Source organism: Bacillus sp. SSR7, assembly GCF_055902415.1.
Map to the genome: position 1 here is coordinate 267,211 of NZ_JBVVXV010000002.1, position 16,580 is coordinate 283,790.

Annotated in this window: 24 protein-coding genes; 15 read left to right on the plus strand and 9 right to left on the minus strand. The window is 35.3% G+C overall.

The features are described 5' to 3' along the window. The first annotated feature begins 2 nt into the window (after positions 1-2). A complete protein-coding gene (locus AC0NJG_RS05385) occupies positions 3-203 on the plus strand; it encodes a YqzE family protein (RefSeq protein ID WP_000106081.1) in 201 nt (66 codons plus the stop codon). Positions 204-271: 68 nt separating this feature from the next. Here the strand turns inward: AC0NJG_RS05385 and AC0NJG_RS05390 are convergent, their stop codons facing one another. Continuing rightward, on the minus strand, positions 272-904 hold the full coding sequence (locus tag AC0NJG_RS05390) for a VC0807 family protein (RefSeq protein ID WP_087954304.1): 633 nt from the start codon (positions 902-904) through the stop codon (positions 272-274). Positions 905-1,043: 139 nt separating this feature from the next. After that, complete coding sequence (locus AC0NJG_RS05395) at positions 1,044-1,160, minus strand: hypothetical protein (protein WP_003279814.1); 117 nt, start codon at positions 1,158-1,160, stop codon at positions 1,044-1,046. Between the two features lie 73 nt (positions 1,161-1,233). Here AC0NJG_RS05395 and AC0NJG_RS05400 point away from each other — a divergent pair, with 73 nt between their 5' ends. Further along, positions 1,234-1,461, plus strand: a complete 228-nt coding sequence (locus AC0NJG_RS05400; protein WP_000032699.1) for a hypothetical protein — start codon at positions 1,234-1,236, stop codon at positions 1,459-1,461. A 96-nt stretch (positions 1,462-1,557) separates the two neighbouring features. Further along, entirely contained in the window at positions 1,558-1,689 is a 132-nt protein-coding gene (locus tag AC0NJG_RS05405; RefSeq protein ID WP_000064669.1) for a hypothetical protein, read from the plus strand. Between the two features lie 36 nt (positions 1,690-1,725). On the opposite strand, the gene AC0NJG_RS05410 is transcribed toward AC0NJG_RS05405, so the two are convergent. Both AC0NJG_RS05410 and AC0NJG_RS05415 read right to left on the minus strand, forming a co-directional pair. Further along, entirely contained in the window at positions 1,726-2,520 is a 795-nt protein-coding gene (locus AC0NJG_RS05410) for a YqhG family protein (RefSeq protein ID WP_088326711.1), read from the minus strand. Further along, positions 2,507-4,189, minus strand: coding sequence for a DEAD/DEAH box helicase (locus tag AC0NJG_RS05415; protein ID WP_087954306.1), 1,683 nt, complete (start codon positions 4,187-4,189; stop codon positions 2,507-2,509). The genes AC0NJG_RS05410 and AC0NJG_RS05415 overlap by 14 nt, the downstream gene beginning before the upstream one ends. 391 nt (positions 4,190-4,580) lie before the next feature. Between AC0NJG_RS05415 and gcvT the strand changes: the two genes are divergently transcribed. The 12 genes from gcvT (at position 4,581) to AC0NJG_RS05475 (ending at position 13,640) form a co-directional block, all read left to right on the plus strand. Beyond that, entirely contained in the window at positions 4,581-5,681 is a 1,101-nt protein-coding gene (gene gcvT, locus AC0NJG_RS05420; protein ID WP_000631771.1) for a glycine cleavage system aminomethyltransferase GcvT, read from the plus strand. A 20-nt stretch (positions 5,682-5,701) separates the two neighbouring features. Continuing rightward, positions 5,702-7,045 (plus strand): aminomethyl-transferring glycine dehydrogenase subunit 1, encoded by a 1,344-nt coding sequence (gene gcvPA, locus AC0NJG_RS05425; RefSeq protein ID WP_000903231.1) that lies wholly within the window; start codon positions 5,702-5,704, stop codon positions 7,043-7,045. Then, complete coding sequence (gcvPB, locus tag AC0NJG_RS05430; RefSeq protein ID WP_000795696.1) at positions 7,042-8,517, plus strand: aminomethyl-transferring glycine dehydrogenase subunit 2; 1,476 nt, start codon at positions 7,042-7,044, stop codon at positions 8,515-8,517. Before gcvPA ends, gcvPB begins: the two co-directional genes overlap by 4 nt. Positions 8,518-8,808: 291 nt before the next feature. Then, entirely contained in the window at positions 8,809-9,012 is a 204-nt protein-coding gene (locus AC0NJG_RS05435) for a DUF3929 family protein (RefSeq protein ID WP_000262495.1), read from the plus strand. A 70-nt stretch (positions 9,013-9,082) separates the two neighbouring features. Next, positions 9,083-9,274, plus strand: coding sequence for a hypothetical protein (locus AC0NJG_RS05440; protein ID WP_000535935.1), 192 nt, complete (start codon positions 9,083-9,085; stop codon positions 9,272-9,274). A 116-nt stretch (positions 9,275-9,390) separates the two neighbouring features. Continuing rightward, the gene (locus tag AC0NJG_RS05445; RefSeq protein ID WP_001021351.1) at positions 9,391-9,765 is read left to right on the plus strand and encodes a GntR family transcriptional regulator; all 375 of its coding nucleotides are present in this window, start codon (positions 9,391-9,393) and stop codon (positions 9,763-9,765) included. Positions 9,766-9,768: 3 nt separating this feature from the next. Continuing rightward, on the plus strand, positions 9,769-10,641 hold the full coding sequence (locus AC0NJG_RS05450) for an ABC transporter ATP-binding protein (protein WP_474062914.1): 873 nt from the start codon (positions 9,769-9,771) through the stop codon (positions 10,639-10,641). Next, entirely contained in the window at positions 10,622-11,290 is a 669-nt protein-coding gene (locus tag AC0NJG_RS05455; RefSeq protein ID WP_474062915.1) for an ABC-2 transporter permease, read from the plus strand. Before AC0NJG_RS05450 ends, AC0NJG_RS05455 begins: the two co-directional genes overlap by 20 nt. Before the next feature lie 14 nt (positions 11,291-11,304). Next, positions 11,305-11,937: an ABC-2 transporter permease gene (locus tag AC0NJG_RS05460; RefSeq protein ID WP_308902227.1), complete on the plus strand. Its 633-nt coding sequence runs from the start codon at positions 11,305-11,307 to the stop codon at positions 11,935-11,937. A gap of 32 nt (positions 11,938-11,969) precedes the next feature. Beyond that, entirely contained in the window at positions 11,970-12,593 is a 624-nt protein-coding gene (locus tag AC0NJG_RS05465; RefSeq protein ID WP_088326705.1) for an ABC-2 transporter permease, read from the plus strand. Further along, positions 12,577-13,203, plus strand: a complete 627-nt coding sequence (locus AC0NJG_RS05470; protein ID WP_139304125.1) for an ABC-2 transporter permease — start codon at positions 12,577-12,579, stop codon at positions 13,201-13,203. Before AC0NJG_RS05465 ends, AC0NJG_RS05470 begins: the two co-directional genes overlap by 17 nt. Positions 13,204-13,454: 251 nt before the next feature. Next, positions 13,455-13,640: a hypothetical protein gene (locus tag AC0NJG_RS05475; RefSeq protein ID WP_071726690.1), complete on the plus strand. Its 186-nt coding sequence runs from the start codon at positions 13,455-13,457 to the stop codon at positions 13,638-13,640. Between the two features lie 16 nt (positions 13,641-13,656). Here AC0NJG_RS05475 and AC0NJG_RS05480 read toward each other — a convergent pair whose 3' ends face one another. From AC0NJG_RS05480 to AC0NJG_RS05500, 5 genes are all read right to left on the minus strand, one after another. Further along, positions 13,657-13,914 carry a DUF3975 family protein gene (locus AC0NJG_RS05480; protein WP_088326701.1) on the minus strand — a complete coding sequence of 86 codons (258 nt, stop codon included), beginning with the start codon at positions 13,912-13,914 and terminating at the stop codon, positions 13,657-13,659. A 15-nt stretch (positions 13,915-13,929) separates the two neighbouring features. Further along, positions 13,930-14,244: a DMT family transporter gene (locus tag AC0NJG_RS05485; RefSeq protein WP_000312623.1), complete on the minus strand. Its 315-nt coding sequence runs from the start codon at positions 14,242-14,244 to the stop codon at positions 13,930-13,932. Position 14,245: 1 nt separating this feature from the next. Continuing rightward, the gene (locus AC0NJG_RS05490; protein WP_000312349.1) at positions 14,246-14,578 is read right to left on the minus strand and encodes a DMT family transporter; all 333 of its coding nucleotides are present in this window, start codon (positions 14,576-14,578) and stop codon (positions 14,246-14,248) included. A 71-nt stretch (positions 14,579-14,649) separates the two neighbouring features. Then, on the minus strand, positions 14,650-15,231 hold the full coding sequence (locus tag AC0NJG_RS05495) for a TetR/AcrR family transcriptional regulator (RefSeq protein WP_003267456.1): 582 nt from the start codon (positions 15,229-15,231) through the stop codon (positions 14,650-14,652). Positions 15,232-15,327: 96 nt separating this feature from the next. Continuing rightward, on the minus strand, positions 15,328-16,305 hold the full coding sequence (locus AC0NJG_RS05500; protein WP_143881499.1) for a LacI family DNA-binding transcriptional regulator: 978 nt from the start codon (positions 16,303-16,305) through the stop codon (positions 15,328-15,330). Positions 16,306-16,580 lie beyond the last annotated feature (275 nt).

Genomic DNA, 16,580 nt, shown 5'->3' on the forward strand with positions numbered 1-16,580 from the left:
ATATGTCTACTAATGATTATGTTCGCTTTGTGACGCAGCAGTTTGTGTCGTATATGGATGCTCCAAAAGAAGATCGTAAACAAAAGAAAGAACAACGCCGTGCTGAAAAGGAGCCATTTATGAATAAGTGGTTTGGTGTTATGCCGCTTAGTGCTGCTTTGTTTTATCGAAACGTAAAAAATAAAAGAAAAAAATCAAGTTAACGATTTCGTAATATGTGTAGCAAAGTGAAAATCCCCTAGTAGCATCATACTACTAGGGGATTTTTTATTTACTGCACAGATTCCTTTTCTTCTGTAACGGCATGTATTTTATTGTTCACCCATACGAACCCTATTCCGATACAAATGGAAATGCCCCATCCAACAGCCGTCATTATCGCTCTCATTTCACCGTAGCCATCTACACCGAAAACAGAGATGAAATAAATCTTTAAGAAGCTTTTTAATATGAATTGTAGACCGAAAAATAGCGTTAAATATTGCAATGCTGGATAGATACGACTATCACGATACAGTTCACGACTTTTATCACGGTCATGGCCTTGCAGTGCAGCAATATCTGCTGCGAAATATAACATAAGTGGTTTTTTTATAAAAATTGTACATATGACGATAATGCCGAGTACGATGTGATAATACGCATCGTTCCACAACATTCGTTCAGCTGATCCGGATAATAGATCTACCGTTGTATTAGAAATGAGTGTAATTAAAATAAAGAACCCTGTTACGTTAAACTGTCTTTCTTTTTTAAAGGTATACAGTGTATAAATAATCCCTGGAACAGAGGAAAGTAACATCGCGTAATAAGGATCGATATAAGGTTTTGCAAATTTCCAAATGAGGAATGGGATTACGAGATAAAAGACAAGATCTAATATAGCTTTTTTATTTTGATTCATACAAATCCTCCTTAAGTCATACATATATTTTATAATATAATTTCTGAAAATTGTATAAGGTTTAATAGGAAAAGGAAAAATATATCACTTTTTGAGGAAGTAGTAGATTGAAAAAATACCCCTAGCGTAGTAAGTTTTTTTAGTATATAATAAAGGAAACGCTTTCATTTTTAGTTTGTTCACAAAATGGACGGAAAATCACATATTTACTATCGATATGTTGCTTTATAATGAAACTAATTAAATATACATGCATACAATATTGTGAAATAAATAACATAAATAATTTATATAAATGTAAACGTTATCAAAAGAGAGAGGTGGAGACAATGAGTAAATTTTTCTTCAATCATAATCCAGCAACAGTAGAGGATGGAAGGCTTGTTGAATATGCTGAAATTATTTATGGAGAAGGCGGCCGTTCTGTATTAGAAAATTTAATGGTGAAGGCATCTATCAGATTGCGTGATCGTTATCCGAATAAATCTGACGAGCAGATCTCGAACCTAGTAAATAAAGGCATCCATGATATGTTTCAAAAATACGTGAGCGAGTAAGAGGAGCCAATGGCTGCTCTTATTTTTTGTATAAGGATTGTATCTCTAGCTGAAAATAAGGGTGTATTTTGAAAGACATAAGAAGGAGTGGAAAAGATGAGTAATGGAATTGGCCGTTCAAAAGAAAATCTTCCAACTGATGCAAATCATGTGAGTGCAAAGGATCGTGCGTATCAAAAACGTATGGCAAAGCAAAAACAACAAGAGCGTAATGGCGATAGAGGATAATTCAAAAAAGCTCCTTCAAAAAAATGAAGGGGCTTTTTAAGTTAGAAAATGATTCGCGGTAACATAAAAGAGTCCACCGTTAATAATTTGCACTGTAATGCGGGGTTCATATTGTTCTTGCAGTGCTTGTTTTTCAATTTCATAGCTTTCAGGAAGTTCATCACTTTCTTCATAAAAACGATTTAAAAGGTCCAAATCGTGATTCCAGCGCACTCTTGCTTCTTTCGCCCACGTATGGTCATCTTCTGCAATAATATTTTTTAAAGCATCCTCTATACGTTGTAAACCACTTTGCGGTTTAATAATAGGCGAGAGCGTAAAACAAAAATCAGGTATTTTCGGTGTAAGTTTAATTTTAGTTAATGTTTCATGAAAGTTTGCAATCATTGTGCCAGAAATAAGATGAATGCCAATCGAGTGAAGAATATCTTTTTTTCGATCACATTGATAGGAAACTTTTATATTTACACCGAGCCACGGATGGAGCGGTGTATGCGTTGCTCCGCTATGCCGTACTTCTTCATATAAACGTATGTAAGAGCCTAATTCTTTTGTTGTTTGGAAAATTTGATGAAGGCGTGGTGAACCATAGTGAATAAGCTCGCCATCGTCTTCTTCATTTTCTGGATTTGTAATAAGAGTAAGGCGCATCGGATTCGGTACGCCTCCTGTTTTTTCAAGATAGTGCCAATAAAAAGGACGGTTCATTAATAATTTATCCATCTCAATTGTTAATTGCACATCCAATAGATGAGGAGAACGTTCTAAAATTTCACAGTTATTCGCCTCAAAAAAATTGTATAAGTAATTATGAATTTCATGTTGCTGCATAGCCTTGCACCTCAGCTTCATTTCGTTTCGCAAAGTCGATAATAGATGTTAAGTTTTCCATCTTAATTCGGATTTCTCCTTCGCTTTTTGACTGCGTAAATATTTCTTGAATGTGTGCATCGATGTTTTTCATATTAATTCTCGTTAAAATTTCATCAAGTTCACCGATCACACGCTCAAATAAATTAATTTTTTCATATAACAGTTTCAAAATATGTTCTTCAACAGTGTGCTTTGTAGCTAAGTTATAAATATGAACATCATTCTTTTGACCAAGACGGTGAATACGTCCGATTCTTTGTTCAAGACGCATTGGGTTCCATGGCAAATCATAATTGATCATATGGCTACAAAACTGTAAGTTAATTCCTTCACCACCAGCTTCCGTTGCGATTAGCACTTGCGCATGATTTTGGAAAAGTTCCTTCATCCAATCTTTCTTCCCGCGTTTAAATCCGCCGCGGAATGGGACGGAAGAAATACCGTGTTGTTGTAAAAACCATTGTAAGTACATTTGTGACGCTCGATATTCTGTGAAGATGACGACTTTATCATCAATTTCTTTTATAAGCTCTAGCGCTTTATTTGCTTTTGAGTTAAAAGGAATATGATTAATTTTCTCCATTAGCACATCGATATGCGGATCTTTTACGTAATGTTCATTTTCCTTCTGTCGTTTTTCTACATGTTTTTTTAATGAATAGTAAACGGCCTCACGACTACTACACGCTTCCCGTTTTAAAGTTAACGATGAGAAAGCCGATGTGAAGGCGTCTTGTCCTCGCCAATTTTCAATATTGTTATACAAAGCTTGCTCTTCTTCATTAAACTCGACAAAAATCGTACGTACATGTCTCTTTGGCCAATCTATCCCGGTATTATGACGCCGATTTCGGACCATTACTTTGTTAATAAGAGCTTTTAAATCTTCATCAGATTCGGCTGAACGATTTTTTGAAGCATAATATTCTTCAAAATTGGATTGATTGCCTAAGTGTCCTGGTTTTAATAAAGAAACGAGGTTGAAAATTTCATCAATCTTATTTTGGACAGGAGTAGCGGTTAATAATAAACAAAATTTCTTTTTTAATCGCTGTGCAAATTCATAGTTTTTTGTTTTATTATTTTTAAGTTTATGTGCTTCATCGATAATAATAAGGTCATATTCTAAGTTCAAAACGATATCACGATGTGGTGAACGTTTTGCAGTATCAATTGATGATACAATCACATCGGCTTGTTCCCACGAGTAGCTTTTCTTTTGGGCTACTGCTGGAATGAAAAACTTTGTATTTAATTCGTATGCCCATTGTGATACGAGAGAGGCTGGGACGAGTATAAGTACTTTTTTCACAAGACCGCGGACCATATATTCTTTTAAAATAAGTCCAGCTTCAATTGTTTTTCCAAGTCCTACTTCATCTGCTAGAATCGCTTTACCATTCATTTGTTCAATAACATTTTGAGCGACTTCTAATTGATGAGGAAGTGGTGTGAAATGAGATAAATGTTTCGGTGCTTGTAATCCATCAAAAGTAGGGACAAGTAACGATTTTTCTGTTTCATAAGCTAAATGATATAAATCCCAGTTTGTCCAAGGACCATCTTCGTCAATTCTATTTAAAAAATTGTTTTGCCACGTTCGATCTATGGAAATATCGACATTCATTACGACTCTCCCACCTTTTATAAACTAAAGTAATTATGAAAAAATCTTTAATATATAAGCCTTGTAATAAGGCACTATTACACTTACTGAAAGGTAAACAATAAGTAAAGATAAAGGACTAAATCTTAAAAACTGTATGTAATAAGATTAAGCATAAAAAATTCTAAATTATTTTTTATGCTAGAATATTGATGAAATATAGCGAATAATGTTAGGATAATGGTGTGAAATGTGTGGAATCTTTCGTATTTTATCCAAGAAAGTGATTTTTTATTTACGCTTTCATAAAAAAATATAATGAGATTCCGTATATCCTATCTTTTCAGAGTGAAAATGTTTAGATAAGGGAAACAACTTTTATTGATTTGTCAGAGCATAAGGGGGAGAGAGCATGATTACATTACAACGTACACCGTTATTTGATGTATACGCGAAGTATGGTGGGAAAACAATCGACTTCGGTGGTTGGGAGTTACCAGTTCAATTTTCAAGCATTAAAGAAGAACATGAAGCTGTACGTACAGCGGCAGGTTTGTTCGATGTGTCTCATATGGGAGAAGTTGAGGTAAAAGGTGTAGATAGTTTAGCATTTTTACAACGTGTTGTTACAAATGACGTTTCTACCTTAAAGGTAGGGGGCGCACAATATACAGCAATGTGCTACGAAAATGGTGGTACAGTAGATGATTTATTAATCTACAAACGTGGTGAAGAAGACTATTTATTAGTTATCAACGCATCAAATATCGAGAAAGATTACGAATGGTTAGCGAGCCATGTAATTGGCGATGCGACAGTAGTCAATGTTTCTAGTGAAGTTGCACAGCTTGCAATTCAAGGACCAAAAGCAGAAGGCATTTTACAAAAAGTTGTGTCAGAAGATTTGAAAGAAATTAAGTTCTTTAAATTTAAAAACGATATTCTTGTAGATGGAATTCCAGCACTTGTATCTCGTACAGGTTATACAGGTGAAGATGGATTTGAAATTTACTGTAAGAGTGAAGATGCTGCAAAACTTTGGGAGAAACTTCTTGAAGTTGGAGCAGAAGAGGGCTTAAAACCATGTGGTTTAGGTGCTCGTGATACACTTCGCTTCGAAGCAACATTACCACTTTATGGTCAAGAATTATCAAAAGATATTACACCGATTGAAGCTGGAATTGGCTTTGCGGTAAAACCAAATAAAGAAGCAGACTTCTTTGGAAAAGCAACGTTAAAAGAGCAAAAAGAAAACGGTGCACCTCGCAAATTAGTCGGCATCGAAGTAATTGAACGTGGAATTCCTCGTACGCATTACCCTGTATTTATTGGAGAAGAAAAAATTGGGGAAGTAACGAGTGGTACACAATCTCCAACGTTAAAGAAAAGCATTGGTTTAGCACTAATTGATGTAAAATACGCAGCAGTTGATACAGAAGTAGAAATTGAAATTCGTAATAAACGCGTCAAAGCAGTAGTTGTTCCAACACCATTTTATAAACGTTCAAAGTAACGGGGAGAGGGGTAGATTTCATGTTGCATCGTTATCTTCCAATGACAGAAGAAGACAAAAAAGAAATGTTACAAACGATCGGCGTTCAAACGATCGATGAGTTATTCTCTGATATTCCAGAGAGTGTTCGTTTTAAAGGGGATTTAAAAATTAAAGAAGCAAAATCAGAGCCAGAGCTTTTAAAAGAGTTATCTCAAATGGCTAGTAAAAATGCGAACTTAAAAGAATACGCTTCTTTCTTAGGAGCAGGCGTATACGATCATTACGCTCCAGTAATTGTAGATCATGTTATCTCTCGCTCAGAATTTTATACAGCTTACACGCCATACCAACCAGAAATTTCACAAGGGGAATTACAAGCGATCTTTGAATTCCAAACAATGATTTGTGAATTAACAGGAATGGATGTAGCAAACTCTTCTATGTACGACGGAGGTACAGCTTTAGCTGAAGCGGCAATGCTAGCGGCTGGCCATACTCGTAAAAAGAAAATTCTTGTATCTAGTGCAGTGCACCCAGAATCAAGAGCAGTACTTGAAACGTATGCAAAAGGTCAACATCTTGAAGTTGTTGAAATTAATCATAAAGATGGTGTAACAGATTTAGACGTATTACAAAGTGAAGTAGATGATACAGTTGCTTGTGTAATCGTTCAATATCCAAACTTCTTTGGACAAGTTGAAAAATTAGCTGATATTGAAAAAATCGTTCATCAACAAAAATCATTATTTATCGTTTCTTCAAATCCATTATCATTAGGCGCATTAACACCACCAGGGAAATTTGGTGCTGATATTGTAATCGGTGATGCACAACCATTCGGTATTCCAACGCAGTTTGGTGGACCGCACTGTGGTTACTTTGCAACAACGAAAGCATTTATGCGTAAAATTCCAGGACGTCTTGTTGGACAAACTGTAGATTCAGATGGTAAACGTGGATTTGTATTAACGTTACAAGCACGTGAACAGCATATTCGTCGTGATAAAGCGACGTCTAACATTTGTTCAAACCAAGCGTTAAATGCATTAGCAGCTTCTGTTGCAATGACAGCACTTGGTAAACAAGGTGTGAAAGAAATGGCGCGTCAAAACATTTCTAAAGCGCAATACGCAAAACGTCAATTTGAAGCCAAAGGCTTCACAGTTACATTTGCTGGACCATTCTTCAATGAGTTTGTTGTAGATTGCAAGCGCCCAGTGAAAGAAGTAAACGATGCATTATTACAAAAGAATATTATCGGCGGTTACGATCTAGGCCGTGATTATAAAGAGCATGAGAACCATATGCTTGTAGCAGTAACTGAGCTTCGTACAAAAGAGGAAATTGACACACTTGTAAACGAAATGGGGGCTATCCAATGAAGAACCAAGACCAAGCACTTATCTTTGAAGTGAGTAAAGAAGGACGCATAGGATATAGCTTACCAAAATTAGATGTAGAAGAAGTGAAACTAGAAGATGTGTTTGAGAGCGATTATATTCGAGTAGAAGATGCAGAGCTACCAGAAGTATCTGAACTTGATATTATGCGCCACTATACAGCACTTTCAAACCGTAACCACGGTGTTGATTCTGGCTTCTATCCACTTGGATCTTGTACGATGAAATATAATCCGAAAATTAATGAGAGTGTAGCTCGTTTCGCAGGATTTGCAAATATTCATCCGTTGCAAGACGAAAAGACGGTACAAGGTGCAATGGAATTAATGTACGATTTACAAGAGCATTTAATTGAAATTACAGGTATGGATACTGTTACATTACAACCAGCAGCTGGTGCACACGGAGAATGGACAGGCTTAATGTTAATTCGTGCATACCATGAAGCAAATGGTGACTTTAACCGTACGAAAGTAATTGTTCCTGACTCTGCTCACGGAACGAATCCAGCATCTGCAACTGTAGCTGGTTTTGAAACAATTACGGTAAAATCAAATGAACATGGTCTTGTTGACTTAGAAGACTTAAAACGTGTTGTAAATGAAGAAACAGCAGCACTTATGTTAACAAACCCTAATACATTAGGTTTATTCGAAGAAAATATTTTAGAAATGGCAGAAATCGTCCATAACGCAGGCGGTAAATTATACTATGATGGTGCAAACTTAAATGCGGTATTAAGCCAAGCGCGCCCAGGAGATATGGGATTTGACGTTGTGCATTTAAACCTTCATAAAACATTTACAGGTCCTCACGGCGGCGGTGGCCCAGGTTCTGGTCCAGTAGGTGTGAAAGCTGATTTAATTCCGTACTTACCAAAACCAATTTTAGAGAAAACGGAAGATGGCTATCGCTTTAACTATGATCGTCCAGAAGCAATTGGGCGTGTAAAACCATTCTACGGTAACTTCGGAATTAACGTTCGTGCATACACATACATTCGTTCTATGGGTCCAGATGGACTACGTGCAGTAACGGAGTATGCGGTATTAAATGCGAACTATATGATGAGAAGATTAGCACCATTCTATGATCTTCCGTTCGATAGACATTGTAAGCATGAGTTTGTATTATCAGGTCGTCGTCAAAAGAAACTTGGTGTACGTACATTAGATATCGCAAAACGCCTGCTTGATTTCGGTTACCATCCACCAACAATTTACTTCCCATTAAATGTGGAAGAATGTATTATGATTGAGCCGACAGAAACAGAATCAAAAGAAACTTTAGACGGTTTCATTGATAAGATGATTCAAATTGCTAAAGAAGTAGAAGAAAATCCAGAAGTTGTACAAGAAGCACCTCATACAACAGTCATTAAACGTTTAGACGAAACGATGGCTGCACGTAAACCAGTTTTACGTTATGAAAAGCCAGCTCCTGTACAAGTTTAATTAGAATAATAAAAAAAGAACTCGCTGCGGCGGGTTCTTTTTTTGTATGGAGAATTTGTGCAGAAATGGTGAAAGAAATGTTAAAAAATTATATTTTTTGTTCCCTAATGGTGTAAAGGTGTAGTTTTATAGGTAGTTTTGTTGAAAAAGTCGGTTTGATAAAAGTATTTATTTTTGTTAGAATTTTATTGAAATTAAGAAGATGTGATGAGGCAAAAATTACTCATTTTTATGTATATGTGAAAAAACGAGCAAGACGGGGGTGAAAGTGTGGGCTATCGATGTTATAGAATGGTATACCATTTAGAAAATGGAGAAACAATTAAAGATGTAAAAGAATTTTGTTACCGGGACCAAGGAAAAGTGCTAGAAAGAGTAGCGCATCGTGTAATGGATAATAGAGAAGTGACGGCAATTGATAAGCAAGGAACGATCATTTCAATAGCATGTGAGGACATTGTAAAGGTGGAACTTGATTACATAACAGAAAGTTAACCTTGAGTCATATCGAATTATTCGATAAAATATACTGTTGAATGGTGAAGTGAGAAGAGAGGAGTTTATCATGGGTAGTACAAGACACTTTTATATGTTTATCTTAGCGTTTGTTCTTGTTGTGGCATTAACGATTTATTTAATTGTTGATAGCACTTGGTACAACACAGTTCATCCGGCGTTCCTTCTGTTTATGTATGTAGGAATTGCGGTAGTGAGTTTCGGAATGAGAGATGAGATGTTAGATCGCTTTGAAAAGTGATACATATACGAAAGACCAACAGGAAAATGTTGGTCTTTTTTTCTTGCCAAAAATAGGATGGTGTGTATATACTGTATATATAAGGTATATACAGTATATACACACTGGAGGAAAACATGAATATTATTATTTCGAATTCTTCCCAAGACCCTATTTATGTACAAATAAGAAAACAATTAAGCCAGCTTATTTTAAATGGTGGTTTAAAGGGTGGAGACCAATTACCGTCTATTCGTAGCTTAGCGAAGGAATTACAAATTAGTGTAATTACAACGAAGCGTGCGTACGAGGAGCTTGAAAAAGAAGGATATATAGAAACCGTTGCTGGGAAGGGGACTTATGTTTCACGTAAAAATAATGAACTATTAAAAGAACAGCGGCTTCGCCTATTGGAAAGTAAAGCGGAAGAGATTGTGAATGAAAGTAAAGCGTTGCAGCTTTCACTTGAAGATTTACAGCAGATGATAGCGTGTTTATATGAGGGGGAATAAAGGGTGTTAGAGCTAAAAAATGTTTGTAAAAGTTATAAAGATTTTGCAGTGAAAAATATAAGTTTTACATTACCACGCGGATATATTATGGGATTTGTCGGACCGAACGGAGCCGGGAAAAGTACGACGATTAAAATGATTATGAATTTAATTAGAAAAGATAGTGGAGATATAAAAATTTTTAGCAAGGACAATAAGAAAGCTGAAAAGGAAATAAAACAAAATATCGGCTTTGTATATGATGAAAATCATTATTACGAAGATTTAACGTGTGAGCAAATGAAACGTATTATTGCACCGTTATATAAAAAGTGGGACGAAGAGCAGTATCAATCGTATATGCATAGATTGCAAGTTCCAAAGTATAAAAAAATTAAAGAACTATCAAAAGGGATGAAAATGAAATTTGCGATTGCCATCGCGCTCTCGCACCACGCAGAGTTTATCATCATGGATGAACCAACAGCAGGATTAGATCCAGTTGTTAGAAGTGAATTACTTGATATGCTGCAAGAAATTGTAATGGAAGATGAAGTATCTGTTTTATTCTCAACGCACATTACAACAGACTTAGAGCGCATCGCAGATTATATTACGTTTATCAACGATGGAGAAATTATATTTACTGGTGAAAAAGAAGACTTAATGGAGAACTACGTAATTGTAAAAGGAAGTAATGATTTATTAGACCGAGAAGGAAAAGAACTATTTGTTGGATTACGAAAAAATAAGTTTGGTTTTGAAGGTTTAGCGAAGGATAAACAAGCAATTATAGATTGGTTTGGAAATGAGGTTGTACTAGAAAAGCCTACATTAGACGATATTATCGTTTACACCGCGAAAGGAAGAGATGCCTATGCGTCAGCTCGTATATAAAGATTTGTTCTTTTTTCGGGTAACGTGGTTAGTGAATTTTGTTATGCCACTTTTGTTATTTATGTTAGATCCAAATGGTGAAGGGTTATTTCCGGTGAGTTGTCTATTTATAACACTTTCCTCGGTTATGACGTTAATCTTTATGGATGAAAGGAATAAAAGTGACATTGTTATAAATAGTTTACCGGTAAGTCGAAAGGATATCGTCATTGCTAGATATATTTCCTGTGCAATATTTATTGTAGGTGGCATGCTTTCTACGATGTTAGTTGTTTTTCTTATAAGAGGTATTGTGGTCATTGGTGATATTGGTGCCTATCATCCTAATCTATACATTGAAATTCCATGGTATGAAGTAATAAATGGAGCTATTTACGCCTTGTTTTTTGTTGTGATACTTTTCCCTAGTTATTACGGTACAAAATCGAAGATAGTAAGAAGTATAGTATCAGCAGCATCAATGGGAGTAGGTGTAATTTTTTGGATGTTTATTAGTGATGGGCTGAATGAAACAGCACCTTCATTCATTGAGTGGATTATGAATCCGCTGCATATTGGTGTATTTATAATTGGAGGAATTATATTAGCTAGTGTCTATATCGTTTCTATGCTTCTTACAATTAAAATTTATGAAACGCGTGATTTATAGAGAGGAGAATTCATATGCAACAGTTGATTTTGAAGGAGTTTTTTTTACAGAAGAAGATGTTTCCTTTCTATTTTTTAATCCCTATTTTATCTATCTTTAAGAATTCCGTCGAACCAATGGGGATTGCAATAGGATTATTTATAACATGTAGTACGATTATATATATTTCTTTTTATTATGACGAGAAAAGTAAAGCGGAAAAAGTATTAGTGAGTTTACCTATAACGAGAAAAGAGATAATTATAGCTAAATATATTTCAAGCACATTATTTATTATGGCTGGTTTAAGTGTAACTTTTATAGTCGTAATATTAGGAAATATTTTATTGGACAGGGATATAGTCATTCCTGGATATGCAGTGTTTTCAGCGATAGTAGCAACTTTGATTTATTGTGTAGTAACGATACCGACTAATTACATTGGGGGATATAAAGTTATTACAGTCTTGAATTTGATTATGCTGTTTCCTTTAATAGGTATGATTGGTCTTATGTGCAATATTTTTGGTGATAAAACAATTATGTTAAAAGTACTTCACTCTCAAGAGGCTACACAAGCAATGGGTGTTCTTGGTATTGGAGTATTAGTGAGTATATTCATATCAATGTTCCTCTCAATGAAAATGTTTCAGCAGGCAGAGTTATAGAAGGGACATTTTCATATTAGGAGGTGCAATACATGATTAAGCAATTAGTTTTAAAAGATATGATGATGCAAAGAAAGTTAGGGTTTGTTTATCTTATATGTTTTTTGTTCCTGCTCATTGTTGATTTTAGTAGTGATAGTTTTTTGATGACATTTAGTATGTTTGTACCTGCTCTTGGCATGATACTGTCAATGAGTTATGAGGGGAAAAATAAAAGTGAACTGATAGTAAATAGTTTACCGTTTGACCGTAAAGATCTTGTCATAGGGAAATACATATTTGTAAGTATTTTAGTTGCTCTAGGTGGATGTTTCTCACTAGTGGTTGGTTTCATACAGTTGCAAAATGAGCATATGACTGGATTTATGCTGTGGGGAGAAATTCTCGGAGGTATAACAGGTGGATTTGTTTGTAGCATAATTGTACTTCCGATTGAATTCTCAGTAGGATATAGCAGTGCCAAACAAATTGCTCCGTTCGCCGGACTTGCATTGGGATATTTGAGTGGATTGATTGTAAGTAACGTTTGGTTAGATGTAGAAAATGCTTGGAACACAAGTTTAGTCGTAAATATTTGTTTTATAGCAGGATTGCTTCTTTTATATGTTATGTCCATGTTTTTCTCAATTCATTTGTACAATGAACGTGATCTGTGAGAGGAGGAAAATAGCGTTGAAACAACTAATTTTAAAAGATTTCATCATTCAATGGAAATTTTTAATTTGGTACATATTGTATCCTGTTTTCTTTTATATGGCCTTAACAGATACGGAAAATCTGTTCATAATTATGTCGGTAATTATTACAATTGGGGCAACAGTAAAAACATTTGAAGCAGATAGTAAAAATGAGAGTGAAGTTATAGTAAATAGTTTACCAATATTGAAAAAACATATTGTATTTGCAAAATATATAGTAGCAATTATTATTCTTTTTATAAGTGTAATGGTCGGTTGTTTTACGATGGGAATGAAGAATGGGGTTAACCTATTTGAATTTATTGAAACGACAATGGTTGCTAGTATTAGCTTTATTTTAGTGTATTTAAGCTTTGTTTTACCGATATCGTTTTGGTTGGCCTATAAAAAAACTATTTTTATTGCGATTTTTATACTAATAGCACCTATGGCCGTTTCTTCTATTTTCTTTGGAATCAACCTAGAACAAATTCAACTATATAACAGCGTGTTATTCATTAGTTCAATATGCATGTTTATAATATCTATCTTCGTTTCAGTGAAATTGTATGAGAAGAGAGAATTTTAAAAGGTGCCCTATAAAAGGCACCTTCTTCAATAACGACAATAGGAAAGTAAAAGTTTATAAACAGAGAGGTTACTCGGTACAACATCTTTCGGAGTATGTAATATAAAGCTGAAAACGATAACGAGAATGAGAAAGAGGAAAAATAAAAATAGGATCTGCTTATGTATAGAATTTTGCATATTATTCACTCCTTTTTTAGGTAGTATGTCCAAAAGAAAGGAGTGTATGAAAAATGTTAGGAGGGAAGAATGATGAACAAAAGAAAATGGTTATATAGAATAGGGGTATTTTTATTTTCAATTGGTCTCATATTAGCAAATTTTTACTCAGATATCCCATCACCATTTCCTAATTTGCATAAAGGGATTGGTATAAGTATTGTCATAGTTGGTCTTCTTTGTCTTATCACATCAAACTTCTACAGAAAGTCTGAATGAATATAAAAAAGGACAGTTACTCTTTTTCAGAAGAACTGTCCTTTTTAAATAACGTATTCCATAGCTTGGCGATACTCCATATAATGAAGATTGCAATGGAGGCAATGATGGACCAAACGATTGATATCATTTCAAGTGTCATGTTAGGAAGGAATGTGAGAATGGATACTACTTTATGAAACAACCATTCTATTATATGAAAACTGATTTGTAATAGAATGACGATACTAAGTGTGATCCATGCTAACAGTTGCTTCCCTTTTTCTTTCCACATGACATTCACCTCACGTTAGCTTAATAGTTTTAAGCCAACAGCGCCGCATAGAATGCAGCTTAAGAAGGCAAGACGGCGCCAATCCGCTGATTCGCGGAAAATAAGAATACCTAGAAGTGCACTTCCGGCAGTTCCGATTCCAGTCCAAATCGCGTAAGCAGTTCCCATCGGTAATGTGTTCATCGCAAGGGATAAGAAGAAGAAGCTTACGCCGAAGTTAGCGATTAAAATAACTTTTGGTGCCCAGCCTTTCTTTTCAGTGGCTACTTTCATAAAGAGTACACCAATAATTTCACAAATACCAGCTAGAATTAAAAATACCCAAGCCATTTTATGCGGCCTCCTTCGCTTCTTTTTCTTCTGTTACTCGTTTTAAACCAATTACGCCAAAGAAGATTAAACCAATTAATAATACTTTTACGATAGAGAATGGCTCTCCGAAAACGAAAATTTCTGTAAGAACGATTCCGCCAGCTCCAATTCCAGTGAAGACTGCGTATACAGTACCAACAGGTAAATCTTTATAAGCTCTAAATAATAAGACGAAACTAATTGTAATTAATAACGCAACACCAGCCCATTCAAGTGGAGCCTCCGCGTGTTTTAATCCAATTACCCAAAAGATTTCAATAATACCAGCTAAGATTACATAAATCCATGCCATATGTCATTTCTCCTTCCTACCAGTCGTTAGGTAAAGGGCTTAAAAACGACGCATTGCAAAGGAGCAATCCGTCAGTTTGAAAGTCCACGCCAAAATACTTTCCAAGAAGCGTCTAAACGTGTCTCAAAACGATTTAAACCTGCGTATAGTAGTTCAACCATAAGACCGTCAAGTAAGCATAGAAAAGCCTCTAAGGCGTCTTTTACTTCAATGTTATGCAACTCATCTTGTTCGCTTGCTCTTTTAAATACAGGGAATAAAAGTTTTCCGACGTTTTCAATGTGTACATTTGCTTTATTAATAATTTGTTCGCGAAATGCATCAGGTGGAAAATAAGAAGTTCGTAACCAAAACATTGATTCTTCACTTTCACCAAATCGTTTTGCATAGCCCTTTAGTAACTGTAAGAGCAATTCTTCAGTAGACGAATTTGAAAACTTTTCGATATCGCCTGTGAAGCTCTGTAAATCTTTTTGAAGAGCGGATTCTAAGCATATAAAATATAGCTCTTCTTTTCCTTTAAAGTGTGCGTAAATTGATGGTTTTTTAATCCCGACTTCTTGAGCAATATTTGCTAATGAAGTTCCTTCGTAGCCGTAGCGTGCGAAATGAGAAAGTGCTACAGCTTTAATGCGGTTTGCTGTCATTTTCATCCCCTACCTACCGTTCGTTAGGTTCATTATATGCGAGTAAAAATATAAAGTCAATAGGTGAAGAACTGAAAAAGAGCGCTATAGGTAACGCTCTTTTTAGACAGTATCTCGCTCAATTAAATGGAATGAAAGCTCTTTTGCGTTCCCGATAATTTGCTCACTTTGGATTTGTTTATGGAATAAAGAAAACGCATGTGAGCCCATTTCGAGACCGGGATGTTCAATTGTTGAAATTTCTAACGCCTTTGAAATTTCATGATTATCAAATCCGAGGATAGCGAGGTCTTCGGGTACTCGAAGACCTTGCTTTCGAGCCTCTGTTAATAAACCAGCTGCAACTTGATCGTTCGCTGTAAAAATAGCGGTTGGACGATTTTTCATGTTTAAAATACGATGGAGTATTTTTGCACCGTCTTGCATTGTATAGCATTGGTGAAAAATCCATTCGGGATGTGACGTTTTACCTTCGTTACGAAGTGTATCAGCAAACGCTTTTTCACGTTCCATGGAATTTACACTTGTTTTTCTTGCTAAACAAATCCCGATTTTTTCATGGCCTTTATTGAGTAAATAGGTGGTGCCAAGACGGAAGCCTTCATAATGATCTACGTAGACAGATGAAATGAGGGGGTGCTTCATTTTTTCGCATGAAATAATAGGAGCAAATTTTGCGAAAGGTTCAATTTGTTCCCATGAACTCGTTCGAGAGCAAATAATCATCCCGTCGAATTGTTTCATTTTCATCATTTCAAGAACACGAATTTCTTCGATACTATCGTAATTCGTTTGACATAAATTAATGTGATATCCAGCTGCTAACGCTTCGTTGCCGATTCCTTCAATAATGGTACTGAAGTATGGAAGGTTAATGAAAGGGAGCATAACACCGATCGTATATGTTTTTCCCTTTATTAAGTGAATAGCATTTATATTTTTGGCATAGTTCAATTCTTCAACAGCGTCTAGAACACGTTTACGTTTTTCTTCTTTTACGTAAGGGTGATTATTCAGGACGCGAGAAACAGTTGATATGGATACACCAGCGGTTTTTGCAATTTGTTTTATATTGGCCATATGTATCACCTCTCTCCTTATTATAAAGGGAAAATAATAAGAATGAAAAAATCTTGACCTGAAAAGCTTTTCACAAACTATGTTATAAATAGGACTTCTGTTATTCGCGTAACCTTTTTATTTGAGCGTGAGAATGATAGGGGGTCTTTTTTGCGTCTATAAAAGAAGTTTTGTCAAAATGTGTGGGAATAACATGGAAAGTTTTCAGAGGGGGAGTTTGTTAATGAGGCGAATATGAATAGCATATAAACACTTGGTTCATAAAGATAGCGGTA

Coding starts and splice junctions, on each gene's coding strand:
- AC0NJG_RS05455 (WP_474062915.1), top strand. CDS start 10,622: ATGCGTCAGCTCGTATATAAAGATTTGTTCTTTTTTCGGGTAACGTGG.
- AC0NJG_RS05480 (WP_088326701.1), bottom strand. CDS start 13,914: ATGTGGAAAGAAAAAGGGAAGCAACTGTTAGCATGGATCACACTTAGT.
- AC0NJG_RS05385 (WP_000106081.1), top strand. CDS start 3: ATGTCTACTAATGATTATGTTCGCTTTGTGACGCAGCAGTTTGTGTCG.
- gcvT (WP_000631771.1), top strand. CDS start 4,581: ATGATTACATTACAACGTACACCGTTATTTGATGTATACGCGAAGTAT.
- AC0NJG_RS05495 (WP_003267456.1), bottom strand. CDS start 15,231: ATGAAAATGACAGCAAACCGCATTAAAGCTGTAGCACTTTCTCATTTC.
- AC0NJG_RS05390 (WP_087954304.1), bottom strand. CDS start 904: ATGAATCAAAATAAAAAAGCTATATTAGATCTTGTCTTTTATCTCGTA.
- AC0NJG_RS05490 (WP_000312349.1), bottom strand. CDS start 14,578: ATGGCATGGATTTATGTAATCTTAGCTGGTATTATTGAAATCTTTTGG.
- AC0NJG_RS05395 (WP_003279814.1), bottom strand. CDS start 1,160: ATGCATGTATATTTAATTAGTTTCATTATAAAGCAACATATCGATAGT.
- AC0NJG_RS05440 (WP_000535935.1), top strand. CDS start 9,083: ATGGGTAGTACAAGACACTTTTATATGTTTATCTTAGCGTTTGTTCTT.
- AC0NJG_RS05460 (WP_308902227.1), top strand. CDS start 11,305: ATGCAACAGTTGATTTTGAAGGAGTTTTTTTTACAGAAGAAGATGTTT.
- gcvPB (WP_000795696.1), top strand. CDS start 7,042: ATGAAGAACCAAGACCAAGCACTTATCTTTGAAGTGAGTAAAGAAGGA.
- AC0NJG_RS05485 (WP_000312623.1), bottom strand. CDS start 14,244: ATGGCTTGGGTATTTTTAATTCTAGCTGGTATTTGTGAAATTATTGGT.
- AC0NJG_RS05445 (WP_001021351.1), top strand. CDS start 9,391: ATGAATATTATTATTTCGAATTCTTCCCAAGACCCTATTTATGTACAA.
- AC0NJG_RS05465 (WP_088326705.1), top strand. CDS start 11,970: ATGATTAAGCAATTAGTTTTAAAAGATATGATGATGCAAAGAAAGTTA.
- AC0NJG_RS05415 (WP_087954306.1), bottom strand. CDS start 4,189: ATGAATGTCGATATTTCCATAGATCGAACGTGGCAAAACAATTTTTTA.
- AC0NJG_RS05470 (WP_139304125.1), top strand. CDS start 12,577: ATGAACGTGATCTGTGAGAGGAGGAAAATAGCGTTGAAACAACTAATT.
- AC0NJG_RS05500 (WP_143881499.1), bottom strand. CDS start 16,305: ATGGCCAATATAAAACAAATTGCAAAAACCGCTGGTGTATCCATATCA.
- AC0NJG_RS05410 (WP_088326711.1), bottom strand. CDS start 2,520: ATGCAGCAACATGAAATTCATAATTACTTATACAATTTTTTTGAGGCG.
- AC0NJG_RS05405 (WP_000064669.1), top strand. CDS start 1,558: ATGAGTAATGGAATTGGCCGTTCAAAAGAAAATCTTCCAACTGATGCA.
- gcvPA (WP_000903231.1), top strand. CDS start 5,702: ATGTTGCATCGTTATCTTCCAATGACAGAAGAAGACAAAAAAGAAATG.
- AC0NJG_RS05400 (WP_000032699.1), top strand. CDS start 1,234: ATGAGTAAATTTTTCTTCAATCATAATCCAGCAACAGTAGAGGATGGA.
- AC0NJG_RS05435 (WP_000262495.1), top strand. CDS start 8,809: ATGGTATACCATTTAGAAAATGGAGAAACAATTAAAGATGTAAAAGAA.
- AC0NJG_RS05475 (WP_071726690.1), top strand. CDS start 13,455: ATGAACAAAAGAAAATGGTTATATAGAATAGGGGTATTTTTATTTTCA.